This window comes from Roseofilum sp. KMC-1 (assembly GCF_057802075.1).
The window spans coordinates 4,834,040-4,846,600 of the sequence record NZ_CM173605.1 but is presented as its reverse complement, the minus strand read 5'-3'; the positions used below and the strand labels follow the sequence as shown (position 1 = coordinate 4,846,600).

The window sequence follows — 12,561 nt, the reverse complement described above, 5'->3', positions numbered from 1 at the left end:
CCATCTCCCTATCTCCCTATCTCCCCATCCCCCCATTCCCCCATTCCCCCATCCCCCCATCCCCCCATCCCCCCATCCCCCCACTCCCCCATTCCCCCATCCCCCCATTCCCAACCATGACTGAACTGAAAAACGCGACTATATTACTAACTGGTGCATCTGGAGGATTTGGCCAGGAGTTTATCAAACAACTGGTTGAAGCTGGAAGTCGGTTAATTTTAACCGATATTGATGAAAAAGCGATCGCCAAAACTCTAGACGCTCTCTCGATTTCTTCAACCGATCAAATCATGGCGACCTTAGAAGCAGATCTCACCTCTAGCGATGGATGCGAGCATCTTTATCAACAGGTGAAAGCAATGAATCAACCCATTGATATTCTAATTAATAACGCGGGTATTGCTCTATTTGGTCGCATTGATGAAGTGCCAACCCAAAAATGGGAACAACTGATGGAGCTGAATTTGCTCACTCCCATACGGTTAACAACCCGATTTTTACCGGAAATGATTGCCCGAAAACAGGGCCATATTGTTAATATTTCCTCGGTTGCGGGTTGGTCAGCACCGGGAGGATTAACCCATTATGCTACCAGTAAATTTGGCTTGCGCGGCTTTAGTGAGGGTCTGCGAGATGAGCTAAAACCCTACAATATCAAAGTTACGGCGGTGTATCCCTATTTTAGCCGTACCCCGATTCTGCGATCGCCCCGCTATGGCACTCTAGCCGAAAAGGTTCCCGGTTTTCCCGAAAGTGAAGCCACCAACCCAGAAATGGTGATCGCCAATGTGCTACAAGGAATCATCAAGAATCGAGCCGCAGTTTTCCCCGATCCAACCGCTAAAGCCATTCATATCATTAAACGCTATTCTCCCCCCCTATTAGACTGGCTGACTCAGCAATTAACGCGGAAAATTTCCCAAAGTTCAGCTCATTCTGAATAAAATATAATAAATCAAACCCTTAAGATACAATCAAAAATAACTAAAAACTAGCAGAACATGGGGAATCCAAAATGTCAGTAGAACTCACTACCCAGACTTGCCCCGAAACTGAAACAACTATGGAGCCAGGGTGGAACCCCCCTACTCCACCCACTGACTTGATTTTTGATGATGGAGAACCATTGGAAAGCAACCGCCATCGCATTGCCATGAACGTCCTCATCCGGTCATTGCAACAAGCTTGGAGCGAACGTAATGACTTCTACACAGGCGGCAATATGTTTGTTTACTACAGCGACCAAGAAGTTTTCAACAAAGATTTTCGCGGCCCGGATTTCTTTGCTGTTCTTGATGTGGATGGCACTAAAGAGCGACAGGGTTGGGTGGTTTGGCAAGAAGAGGGTCGCTATCCTGATGTCATTGTGGAATTAATGTCACCGAGTACCTCGAAAGTAGACACAGGAAAAAAGAAAAACATTTATGGACGGATTTTCCGCACTCCAGATTATTTTGTCTATGACCCGTTTAAACCAAAGTCCTTGCAAGGATGGCATTTAGACATTTCTAAGGGCTATCAGTCATTAGTGGCTGATGACCGAGGTTGGTTGTGGTGCGAGAGCTTGGGCTTTTGGCTGGGAACTTGGTCAGGAACCATTGACCGAGAGGAAGCGGTTTGGCTGCGCTTTTATGATACTGAAGGCAATTTGGTGCAACTGCCAGAAGAAGCTGAACGGCAAAAGGCTGAAGTTGAACGGCAAAAGGCTGAAGCAGTCCAACAACAGCTTGATGAGGCTCAACAACGGCTTGATGAGGCTCAACAAGTGGCTGAGGAGGAGCGCCAGCGAGCGGAAACTGAGCGCCAGCGAGCGGAACGTATGGCAGAACAGTTGCGAGCGATGGGGTTAGATCCAGATAACCTTTAAATGAGTCAATGAGTTAATGAGCATGGAAAAATCCGGTTGGTGGACTTGCGCCATCCGGATTTTTCTGTCTGATTAGTGAAGAATAAAACTAAGTATATAGCCAGGGATTAGGGCGCATGAGAGAATAGAGCAACCCTAAACCCGTCAAGATAAAGCGCTTTTAAGATTACTGCCGATCCATGACCCATAAGCAGAGCAAAAGCGCCTATGATATTCTCCAATGATAGTGTGTTGTGTGTGGAGTGTTCTCAAAAATGGTTCAATCTTTATCTAAACCGCAAACTTCGATCGCTAGTAGTCCAGAAATTGCGCCGCTCAATCCCCTCTGGAATCCCCTGAATTTACCACCTTCTCGCCTCTTTGGTACAGATGGCATTCGCTCCAAAGCAGGGGACTTGCTCAATGCTCCCTTTGCGCTTCAATTGGGATTTTGGGCTGGACAGGTGTTGCTTCCTCCAGGAATGACTTCGGGAATTGTGATTTTAGGCCAAGATTCTCGCAATTCCAGTGATATGTTGGCTATGTCTCTGTCGGCTGGATTGACGGCGGCGGGGTTGGAGGTGTGGAATGTGGGATTGTGCCCGACTCCTTGTGTGGCCTATCTGACAGGAGTGACGGAGGCGATCGCTGGCATCATGATCTCAGCCAGCCATAATCCCCCCGAAGACAACGGGATTAAGTTTTTTGGCTCCGATGGTACAAAATTGTCCCCAACCGTTCAGGGGCAAATAGAGGCAGCGCTAAGAGGACAAACCACCCCCCATACCATCCCCCCCCACTGGGGACAACACCACCATCGCCCAGAATTACTCAAACAGTATGCCACCGCTTTACATCAACCCTTGGTCAACACCCTGGATTTGCGAGGAATGCGGATTGTTTTAGATTTAGCTTGGGGGGCTGCGGTTCCGGTTGCGCCTGGAGTATTTGAGGATTTGGGCGCAGAAGTGATCAGTTTACACAACCGAGCAGATGGCGATCGCATTAATGTAAACTGTGGTTCAACCCATCTAGCTGCCCTACAAACGGCTGTTCAAGAATACAACGCCGATCTCGGATTTGCCTTTGATGGCGATGCCGATCGGGTAATTGCCGTAGACTCCCAAGGAAGACCCGTAGACGGCGATTATATCCTCTATCTCTGGGGATGCACTCTCCACCATGGCCAAAAACTCCCCAACCAAACCATCATCTCTACCGTAATGGCCAATCTCGGCTTTGAACATGCTTGGGCAAAACTGGGGGGGCAACTGGTACGGACTCCTGTCGGCGATCAGCATGTTCACGCGGAAATGATTAAAAGTGGGGCTATGCTTGGGGGCGAGCAATCCGGTCATATTCTTTGCCACCATTACAGTTTAACCGGTGATGGTTTGCAAACTGCCTTGCACCTATCCGCCATTGTCCGTCAGTCTGGAACCAGTCTAGCTGACTTGGTAACCCAAAGCTTCCAACCCTATCCCCAACTGCTGAAAAATGTGCGGGTGGAAGACCGCCATACTCGTTTAAATTGGCACACTTGCCAACCCCTACAAGAGGCGATCGCCCATGCCACCGAAGCCCTCGGAAATCAAGGCAGAATCCTGGTTAGAGCCTCCGGAACTGAACCCGTCGTCCGAGTCATGGTGGAAGCCATTCAAGACAATTTGGCGATGCATTGGACAGAACACTTAGTGCAAGCGGTGCAGCGTCATTTAGTCTAGAAAAAGTCCTAGGGGGAGCCACTCCCCCGTTCTCAGATCTGATTAAGGTTGTGGATTAACCCTGGCATTTTGGGCTAAAATCCCATATTTAGGGGCAAACACCATGGCCAGAATAAAGAAGATCGTCAATAGTACCACGATCGCCCCCCCTGTGGAGATATCCAGATGATAGCTGAGATAGGTTCCCAGGATGCAGGATAGCACACTACTGGTAATGGAGATGGCCATCATGCGATCGAAGCGATCGGTCAGTAAATAAGCTGTTGCTCCCGGAGTCACAAGCATGGCAATCACCAGAATAATCCCTGCCGTTTGCAAAGCGGTAACAATGGTTAAGGCTAAAACCGACAACAGCGTATAATACATCAATTGAATATTCAACCCGATCGCCTTCGCATGGTTGGGATCGAAACAAAATAAGAGTAAATCCTTGCGTCGCAACCCAATCACCAATAGGGTAATTATGCCCGCTATTAAAGTTTGGATAATATCACTATTGGAAATTCCCAACACATTGCCAAACAGGATATGAAACAAATCTACATTACTGGGAATTTTGGTAATTAACACAATCCCAAAGGCAAAAAAACCAGTAAATACCACTCCAATGACGGCATCTTCTTTTAAGCGAGTTTTCGATTGCACATATCCTATCGCTACTGTTGCACCAAATCCAAATAAGAATGCTCCTATGGCAAAGGGAATATTGAGAGCATACGCAACCACCACCCCAGGAACCACCGCATGGGAAACCGCATCCCCCATCAGCGACCAGCCTTTGAGGGTAATATAACAGGAGAGTACGGCACAGACTAAACCGACAAAGGCACTCACCCATAAGGCTCGTACTAAAAAGCCATATGCTAGGGGTTCAAGGAGCCAGTCTAAAAGGGGTAGAGTGGTGATTAAAGAATTCATAAATTGATCGTATTTTCAATATTAATCCAGGGTTGCCCTCATCCCCCAACCCCTTCTCCCACGGGAGAAGGGGAGAAGTCCCTCTCCCTGGGGAGAGGGATATAGGGAGAGGGCAAAATCTGCAACTACCCCTCGAAAGGAGAAGATATAGAGGATAAACTTTGCACCGGTAAACCGCCAAATGTCATGGCGAGATTTTCTTGGGTAAAAGTTTCTTCTGTGGTTCCGGATGCGAGAATGGTTTGATTGATTAAAATGGTGCGATCGCAGAATGTGGAAATCGAAGCCAGATCATGAGTAGACACCAGAATGGTATGTCCCTCATCGCGCAACTGCATCAGCAAATCAATCATTCGCTTCTGAGTTTTCACATCTACCCCAGTAAACGGTTCATCCAATAAAATGACTTTACCTTCTTGAGCCAGCGATCGCGCCAAAAATGCCCGTTTCTTTTGTCCTCCCGAAAGCTCCCCAATTTGCCGATTCCGAAACTCCACCATTCCCACCCGCTCTAAACTTTCCATCACCAACCGTCGATCTTTCGCGCTGGGAATGCGGAACAGATTCATATAGCCATAGCGTCCCATCATCACCACATCAAAAACGCTGACCGGAAAATTCCAATCCACTTCATCCGACTGGGGTACATACGCCATTAACTGGCGCTTTTGAGCCATTTCTACCGGCATACCACCCACCCGAATTTGTCCTTGCTTAGGCGGTAAAAAGCCCATAATCGATTTAAATAAAGTCGATTTTCCGCCCCCATTGGGCCCCACTAACGCCGTAATCGTTCCCGGTTCGACGCGACAAGTGGCATTATAAATGGCCAGCCGAGCATTACTATAAGTCACACTCAAATTATTGACAGTTATATTAAGCGATTCAGTTAAAGATGGCATAGTTTTCTCCAAAACAATGAACAATTAACAATTAATAATTAATAATTAAATAATCACTCTGGTTTGGGGCAGGTTTACAAAGGTTATAGAGAGCAATTTGAGATTCTGTATTTCACTCCCCCCATTCCCCCATTCCCCTATTCCCCCACTACAGATTACTCCTTACTCATTAACAATCCCTCTGTAATCAGTTGCACATCATATTCCAATAAGTCTAAAAATGTAGGCACAGGGCCATCTGGAGGAGACAAAGAATCAACATAAAGATTGCCCCCAAACCTGGCTCCCGTAGCTTGCGCGACTTGTTTTTGTCCTTTATCATTTACTGTCGTTTCACAAAAAATAGCGGGAATTTGTTGATTTTTCACGCGATCGATTACGCCTTTCACTTGTTTGGGCGTAAACTGTTGTTCGGAATTAATCGGCCAAATATAAATTTCTTTCATTCCATAATCTCGCGCTAGATAAGAAAAAGCGCCTTCACAGGTGACTAAGTAGCGCTTATTTTCTGGAACTTTTGCGATCGCTTCGAGCAATTTTTGGTCAATGGCTTTGAGTTTTTCGCTATAGGCCGCTGCATTGGCATTATAAGTATCTGCATTTTCCGGATCGAGAGTAACAAACGCTTGGCGGATATTTTCCACATAAATCAGGGCATTTTGGGGAGACATCCAAGCATGGGGATTCGGTTTGTCAGTGTAGGGGCCTTCCGCAATGGGGATGGGTTCAATGCCTTCCGTTAAAACTACAGAGGGTACATTATCGAGGTTACCTAAAAATTGCTGAAACCAGCGCTCTAAATTCATGCCGTTGTAGAGAATCAAATCAGCATCTTGGGCTTTAGTAAGATCGCTGGGGGTGGGTTCATAACCATGAATTTCTGCACCGATGCGGGTTATGGACTCGATGATTAGTTTGTCTCCGGCAATGTTTTGGGCAATGTCGGCAAGAATGGTAAAGGTGGTGAGGACTTTCTTTTTATTTTGTGCTTCTCCAGGGATAGAAGCTGGGTTTTCAGGGGTTGGGTTCAGAGTTGGGTTGGTGTTTGTACTTATACAGCTTGTCAGACCTAGGGTGAGGACTAGGCCGGCGATCGCAATTTTTGGATAGGAGCAAGACATGGAGAAATCAGTCCGGTTGATTTCATAATTGTTTCATCTTTCATATTTATATCATAATTGCTGGGTTGGTTTAAAAAATTTGCCCTCTCCCTTTCATGTCCGTTCATGTCCCAAAGGGAAAGGAAAATCCCTCTCCCACTCCGAGAGGGACTTAAAACCCCCTTCTCCTGTGGGAGAAGGGGGCAGGGGGATGAGGGCAACAGGGCTACTCTATTACCAGAATTAGCCTTTGAGCTTGCGGCGCAAGATGCCACCCCCAATACCACCAAGAACGGCTATTCCTGCAACACCAGCGAGCATAGAACGATTGGCCAGGCGATTGTGGGTATGGTAGGGTTGGCCGTCAAGATAACTGACCTTATCTTCTTCAATCCCTTGGTCATTGACAGGAACGATCAGATTATCCCAATGGCCACCTGCCCCAATTTCTATCGACCACTCACCGGGAATGGAGGGATCGGGTTGAAAGACAAATTGACCGTTAGCATCGGTTTTGGTTTCTAGCCAAGGTTTGGTGGGATCGTTGGGGGCGTAAACGACCACGGGCGCACCTTCAAAGGCTTCACCGGTGCTAAACATAGATTGGATTTCCAGGCGATCGGACATGGCCTGATAATCGGTTTCTACGGCGTGGGCGATCGCCACTTTGGGTAAGCTGACGACGCTCAGTAGAAGGGCAGACAGGGTAAGGAAGGTTTTCATGACTCTCCTGTTGGTTATGACAGTTTTAGTCAATCTTAAAAGCAAATCCTCCAATTGGGCAGATTCTCCTGAGACTTTCCCTACTCCCTGCAAAGCAAGGAGTGGAAGCGTCTCCCTGGCTGCCTTTCTCTAGCAAGCAAGATGCTCCCACTCCCGAAAATCTAAACCTGTCTTTCTCTTTTGTCTCTTTTGTATTGAGCTGGCTACGTCTGGCTGAAGAAGTTGAAAACTAGATCACTTTCGTATATCTTCCCACTTCTAATTCTCCGTCGATTAACTCTGGAACTTGGCGGAGAGCGTCCTGGACATGCTCAGTATCCCAATGAAGAGTTTCTGACTCTATATCTGACCAGATCTCGAAGGAAATAAAGGTATGAGGATCGTCTGTAGATTGGTAAAAGCCGTAGTCAATACACCCTGATTCGTTCTTGCTTTTGAAGGTCAGTTGCTCAAGAAGTTCCATGATTTTAGCGACTTGATTCGCTTTGGCTTTGAATTTGCCTGTAACATAAATTTTTTCAGTCATATTATTGTTTAGAATGGGTAAACAGTTAACAGTGTAGACGATCTGTTTCTCATCGGATTACGGAGAGAGGGGTTTTAGCTGGCTAAAAGCGATCGCACTCAAGAAAAAGGCCAGTTGCATGATCACGATACTAGGGCCGGAGGGCAGGTTAAATAGGGCAGAAAGGACAATGCCGCATAAAGCACCGATCGCACCAATAACCGCAGAGCCGATCGCATAGGTAGTAAAATTATGGCTCAGTAAGCGAGCGGAACAGGCGGGAATAACGATAAACGCACTCACTAATAAAACTCCGATCGCCTTGATCGCGACTCCAACGACTAAGGAGAGCAGCACCACAAAGGCAGTGCGATGGGTTTCGACGGATACCCCACGGGCGATCGCCATCGGTTCATGGAGCGTCACCATCATCTGGGTTCGCAGGGTTAAGCCAATAAAGCCGATACAAACCAACAATAAGACCGTGCTAACGATGAGATCGAAAGGTTCCAGAGCTAAAATATCACCAAAGAGTAAATTATTGATGCCCCCTTTGTATTGACCGATCAGACTCAGGGTAATAATTGCAATGGCTAAGGAGGAAGAATAAACAATATTCAATACTGCATCTGTCCAGAGTTGGGTACGCTCTAGAAAAGTGTTGACGACCAGGGCAAAAATCACCGCAAAGGGCAAAATCACCAATGAGGGATTGAGTCCTAATAATAGCCCTAAACTTAATCCCAATAGGGCCGAGTGTCCCAAGGCATCGCTAAAAAATGAGAGTTGCCGCAAAATGGTAAAACTCCCTAACAATCCCCCCATCATTCCCATTAATATGCCTCCCACAAGGGCCCGTTGCATAAAGGAAAATTGGAAGAGTTCTATGGCCCGTGAAATTTCAGTTTCCATCAATTAATCATTAATCATTAAGAGGGTTGTAGGGGCCGGTTCACCTCAGTTTAGGACACCAACCCATCAATCATCTAAACTCGCCCACCCCTAAAGCAGGATCTTATCTTAAACATTGCCAAGTTTGAGAGGCGATCGCCCAATCTTCTTCTGTATGAATCACATAAACGCGCACCGCAGAATCGGCTGTAGCGATATCTGTATCCATAGGAGCAGAGGCATTCTTCTCCAGATCTAGCATTAAACCCAAAAACTCGAACCCTTCGCAGGCTCTTTGGCGCACTGCCACTGAATTTTCGCCCACTCCAGCAGTAAACACCAGCACATCCAAGCCCCCTAAACTGGCTAACATTTCACCCATGGCACTCCGCAGACGATGGATATAGAGATCGAAGGCCAATTTTGCCCGCTCATTCTTGTCATTCATCCCTTGCAGAATCGTTCGTAGATCGGCCGACAGTCCCGATACCCCTTTAAAGCCCGATTCTTTATTGAGCATTCGATCGAGACTATCGACATCAAAACCGCGATCGCGCATCAAATAGAAGATAATCGCCGGATCGATGGAACCACTCCGGGTTCCCATCATTAAGCCCTCTAAAGGGGTAAATCCCATCGTCGTATTGATACTAATGCCCTCTTTGACAGCAGCCAAGGAACAGCCATTACCCAAATGACAAGTAATCATCTTCAGGGACTCTAAAGGTTTTCCCATTAACTCCGCCGTGCGTAGGGCGCAATAGCGGTGACTGGTTCCATGGAATCCATAGCGCCGCACCCCTTGTCCAAACCATTCATAGGGAATGGGGTAGATCGCCGCTTCTAGGGGCATCTGGCTGTGAAAAGCCGTGTCAAATACCGCCACCTGGGGCAGGTCGGGCAAGACCTTCTCTACGGCTTCTATGCCCTGCAAATTGGCCCGATTGTGGGAGGGTGCAAGGGGGATCAGTTTCTTGATGGTCGTCTTCACTTCTGGGGTGATGGGGGTGGCTTGGGAATATTCGACTCCCCCATGCACCACCCGATGACCGACGGCGTTAATCTCGGAGAGGCTCTCTAGAACTTGGGTTTCGCCACTAACTAGGGTTTGCAGGAGTTGCCCGATCGCCTCTTCTTTGGCATCACTGGGTAAATGGGTTTCCAGCTTCATGCCATTGGCTTTGACTTTCATCACTCCATAGTCGTTGGATACTGTCCAGTCAATAGTCGCTTCCCAGAGGGGATGGGGCGGATGGGCTGGGAGAGCATCGCCGGTAATCTCGTATAAACAGCTTTTTTGGGAACTCGAACCCGCGTTTAAGACTAGGATTTTCATCAGCTTGGGGGATTGAGGGGACAAATGGTTTGGGTTTGGATGGCGGTAATGGTGACCGTATTGATGATATCGGTAACCGTACAGCCGCGACTGAGGTCATTAACGGGTTTCCGCAAGCCTTGCAAAATGGGGCCGATGGCGATCGCCCCGGTTTCCCTTTGGACGGCTTTATAGGTGTTGTTACCGGTATTTAAATCGGGGAAGACTAACACCGTTGCTTGTCCCGCAACTTCAGAATTAGGCATTTTCTGAGCGCCCACTTCTGGATCGACGGCTGCATCATATTGAATGGGGCCTTCAATTTTCAAATCTGGGCGTTTTTCCTGGGCTAAATGGGTAGCTTTTCTCACTTTTTCTACCTCTTCCCCTTTACCGGATTCTCCGGAAGAATAGGAGAGTAAAGCCACTCTGGGTTCAATGCCAAATCGTTTGGCAGTATCGGCAGAAGATAGGGCGATTTCTGCTAATTGTTCGGCGGTGGGATTGGGATTGACGGCACAATCTCCATAGACCAATACTCGATCTTCTAAACACATTAAGAAGACGGAAGAGACGATGGAACAATCGGGTTGAGTTTTGATGATTTGTAGGGCGGGGCGGATGGTATGTTGGGTGGTGTGGACGGCTCCAGAAACCATGCCATCGGCATCTCCACTGTAAACCATGAGTGTGCCAAAGTAAGACACATCCATGATTAAGTCTTTGGCCATATCGACGCTGAGGTTTTTATGTTTGCGGCATTCATAGAGGGTTTGGGCATAGCGATCGAAGTTTTCACTAATGGCAGGATTGATAATTTGGACTTGGTTTAAATCCAGGCGGATGTTATGTTTTTTCAGGGTTTGTTCAATGCTGGAAAGACTGCCTAAGAGGGTGATTTCGACTAATTCTTGGGATAAGAGGGATACCGTAGCATTGAGGATGCGGGGATCGTTGCCTTCGGGAAGGACAATATGGCGTTTTTGGGCTTTGGCTTGTTGAACCAAATTGTAGGTAAACATTTTCGGGGTGATGCCCTTGGTTTTTACCCCTTGAATGCGTGCTTCTAGCTGTTGTAAGTTGACGTAGCTATCGAAGGTTTGAATCCCTAGATTAATTTTTTTGCGATCGCCACAGGTGAGGGGAATATGCAAGTCATGGATGGCGGAAGCGGTAGTATAGGTATCGGTTTCTACTGATAAAATGGGCGGCGGATCGGGTAATCCATCTAGGAGTTTGGCGATCGCCGGGTGAGGTTTAATGCCACAGGAGAGGACTAAACCCGCTAAATTGGGGTAATTTACCGACTGATCCGCCTGCACAACACCCAGGATTACATCGGCGCGATCCCCTGGAGTCACGGCTAAATTGCCATCCTTTAATCGCTCGATCGCATGTTGCACTTGCATTGCTGCTACCACATAATTGGTGGCTAAGGTGTTCAGCCGTTTGTGTCCATATAAGACTTGGGCATTAAGTTGTTCTACTACATCTCGCATTCGGGGACTACTGAGGCGATGATCGTAGGGAATAACTGAAACTAAGCTCTCTGGTAGATCTAATGCTTCTACTAAACTGGCTTTGAGGCTATTGACTTGATCCGGTTGAGCTAAATTGAGAACTACTCCCACCACATCACATTCTTTTTCCCGATACACATCCAGGGGCAATTGTACTGAATTAATCGCTTCTTCTGGAGTGCGATCGCTCGCTTTCCCCACAATTAACACCGGACAGCCTAAATTTTTGGCAATTTCCACATTCAGATCGAACTCAAAAGCTGCCTCTTGACCCTTAAAATCCGACCCTTCACAGACTACAAAATCAACTTTTTTCTCTAATTCTTTATAACGCTCAATAATCCGATCGAGTAGATCGTCTAAATGGTGGTGACTGAGCAAATCGGTTGCTTCTTGCAGATATAATCCAAAGGAATCCTCTGGGGACTGCTTGAGACGAAAATGAGTCAGAATTAGGTTAATATCATCATCAATGTCACCGGATTCTGGTTTACGAATAATTGGGCGAAAAAAACCAATATTACTGGTTTTACGGGATAGACACTCAATCACACCCAGAGAAATAAGTGCTTTTCCACTGGCGACTTCTGTAGTGCTAATATATAAAGAATTGGCCATGATTTGTGAACCTTAAGCATTGACAAACATTGGGGCTAAGTAGAGATGAATTTTCAGAACACGATCAGGAATCGTTCTGCCGATCGCCTCCAATATTCTAACTCACCCACTCGATCCTAAAGGACTGTTGTGGCGATCGCCTGTTTGCTCTGACACCCATAGGCGCTTTTCCCCCTAAATTAGCATTCCTCTTTTCCATTCCTGATAAAATCTAAAATTTTGCTCAATCATGGATGTTCAGAATCGACCCGGTGATTGCTCACACCTCTAGTCAACTTTAGCAAACTCTTCCCCAATTTAATATTAATATGACATTAAATTCCTTTTAAGATTTTCATCCGGGCTATCAATCAAAAGAAAAGCTTAAGAAATCCGCCTTTTGTTATTTTGACAATTCCACCCTTGAGAGAGTTTAATAGGCTAGGAGTGAAGGGCGATCGCCTCTCACTCAACCCAGAAAAGTAAAATCGATCAACCGCTTTACAGTTTTTGTATCTAG

11 protein-coding genes are annotated in these 12,561 nt (G+C 46.8%); 3 read left to right on the top strand and 8 right to left on the bottom strand.

The window, feature by feature from the left end; translation table 11 throughout:
• The first annotated feature begins 116 nt into the window (after positions 1 to 116).
• The 3 genes from AC3FZD_RS22200 to glmM all read left to right on the top strand — a co-directional run bounded on the left by AC3FZD_RS22200 (position 117) and on the right by glmM (position 3,570).
• Positions 117 to 944 carry an SDR family NAD(P)-dependent oxidoreductase gene (locus AC3FZD_RS22200; RefSeq protein ID WP_488738116.1) on the top strand — a complete coding sequence of 276 codons (828 nt, stop codon included), beginning with the start codon at positions 117 to 119 and terminating at the stop codon, positions 942 to 944.
• Positions 945 to 1,015: 71 nt separating this feature from the next.
• The gene (locus AC3FZD_RS22195) at positions 1,016 to 1,867 is read left to right on the top strand and encodes a Uma2 family endonuclease (protein ID WP_488738115.1); all 852 of its coding nucleotides are present in this window, start codon (positions 1,016 to 1,018) and stop codon (positions 1,865 to 1,867) included.
• A gap of 254 nt (positions 1,868 to 2,121) precedes the next feature.
• Positions 2,122 to 3,570 (top strand): phosphoglucosamine mutase, encoded by a 1,449-nt coding sequence (gene glmM / locus AC3FZD_RS22190; RefSeq protein ID WP_488738114.1) that lies wholly within the window; start codon positions 2,122 to 2,124, stop codon positions 3,568 to 3,570.
• Positions 3,571 to 3,612: 42 nt separating this feature from the next.
• Here the strand turns inward: glmM and AC3FZD_RS22185 are convergent, their stop codons facing one another.
• The 8 genes from AC3FZD_RS22185 to pta form a co-directional block, all read right to left on the bottom strand.
• Entirely contained in the window at positions 3,613 to 4,488 is an 876-nt protein-coding gene (locus AC3FZD_RS22185) for a metal ABC transporter permease (RefSeq protein WP_488738113.1), read from the bottom strand.
• Positions 4,489 to 4,613: 125 nt separating this feature from the next.
• A complete protein-coding gene (locus AC3FZD_RS22180) occupies positions 4,614 to 5,390 on the bottom strand; it encodes a metal ABC transporter ATP-binding protein (protein WP_488738112.1) in 777 nt (258 codons plus the stop codon).
• A gap of 155 nt (positions 5,391 to 5,545) precedes the next feature.
• Positions 5,546 to 6,511 (bottom strand): metal ABC transporter substrate-binding protein, encoded by a 966-nt coding sequence (locus tag AC3FZD_RS22175; protein ID WP_488738111.1) that lies wholly within the window; start codon positions 6,509 to 6,511, stop codon positions 5,546 to 5,548.
• A 222-nt stretch (positions 6,512 to 6,733) separates the two neighbouring features.
• Entirely contained in the window at positions 6,734 to 7,213 is a 480-nt protein-coding gene (locus tag AC3FZD_RS22170; RefSeq protein ID WP_488738110.1) for a carboxypeptidase-like regulatory domain-containing protein, read from the bottom strand.
• A gap of 229 nt (positions 7,214 to 7,442) precedes the next feature.
• Positions 7,443 to 7,739 (bottom strand): putative quinol monooxygenase, encoded by a 297-nt coding sequence (locus AC3FZD_RS22165; RefSeq protein ID WP_488738109.1) that lies wholly within the window; start codon positions 7,737 to 7,739, stop codon positions 7,443 to 7,445.
• A 57-nt stretch (positions 7,740 to 7,796) separates the two neighbouring features.
• Positions 7,797 to 8,630: a metal ABC transporter permease gene (locus AC3FZD_RS22160; RefSeq protein WP_488738108.1), complete on the bottom strand. Its 834-nt coding sequence runs from the start codon at positions 8,628 to 8,630 to the stop codon at positions 7,797 to 7,799.
• A gap of 103 nt (positions 8,631 to 8,733) precedes the next feature.
• Positions 8,734 to 9,945: an acetate/propionate family kinase gene (locus tag AC3FZD_RS22155; protein WP_488738107.1), complete on the bottom strand. Its 1,212-nt coding sequence runs from the start codon at positions 9,943 to 9,945 to the stop codon at positions 8,734 to 8,736.
• Positions 9,945 to 12,062, bottom strand: a complete 2,118-nt coding sequence (gene pta, locus AC3FZD_RS22150) for a phosphate acetyltransferase (RefSeq protein WP_488738106.1) — start codon at positions 12,060 to 12,062, stop codon at positions 9,945 to 9,947. The genes AC3FZD_RS22155 and pta overlap by 1 nt, the downstream gene beginning before the upstream one ends.
• Positions 12,063 to 12,561 lie beyond the last annotated feature (499 nt).

What these genes read in the sequence shown, in the direction of transcription:
- AC3FZD_RS22155 (WP_488738107.1), bottom strand. Translation starts at nt 9,945, where the DNA reads ATGAAAATCCTAGTCTTAAACGCGGGTTCGAGTTCCCAAAAAAGCTGT.
- AC3FZD_RS22170 (WP_488738110.1), bottom strand. Translation starts at nt 7,213, where the DNA reads ATGAAAACCTTCCTTACCCTGTCTGCCCTTCTACTGAGCGTCGTCAGC.
- glmM (WP_488738114.1), top strand. Translation starts at nt 2,122, where the DNA reads ATGGTTCAATCTTTATCTAAACCGCAAACTTCGATCGCTAGTAGTCCA.
- AC3FZD_RS22195 (WP_488738115.1), top strand. Translation starts at nt 1,016, where the DNA reads ATGTCAGTAGAACTCACTACCCAGACTTGCCCCGAAACTGAAACAACT.
- pta (WP_488738106.1), bottom strand. Translation starts at nt 12,062, where the DNA reads ATGGCCAATTCTTTATATATTAGCACTACAGAAGTCGCCAGTGGAAAA.
- AC3FZD_RS22175 (WP_488738111.1), bottom strand. Translation starts at nt 6,511, where the DNA reads ATGTCTTGCTCCTATCCAAAAATTGCGATCGCCGGCCTAGTCCTCACC.
- AC3FZD_RS22180 (WP_488738112.1), bottom strand. Translation starts at nt 5,390, where the DNA reads ATGCCATCTTTAACTGAATCGCTTAATATAACTGTCAATAATTTGAGT.
- AC3FZD_RS22185 (WP_488738113.1), bottom strand. Translation starts at nt 4,488, where the DNA reads ATGAATTCTTTAATCACCACTCTACCCCTTTTAGACTGGCTCCTTGAA.
- AC3FZD_RS22165 (WP_488738109.1), bottom strand. Translation starts at nt 7,739, where the DNA reads ATGACTGAAAAAATTTATGTTACAGGCAAATTCAAAGCCAAAGCGAAT.
- AC3FZD_RS22200 (WP_488738116.1), top strand. Translation starts at nt 117, where the DNA reads ATGACTGAACTGAAAAACGCGACTATATTACTAACTGGTGCATCTGGA.
- AC3FZD_RS22160 (WP_488738108.1), bottom strand. Translation starts at nt 8,630, where the DNA reads ATGGAAACTGAAATTTCACGGGCCATAGAACTCTTCCAATTTTCCTTT.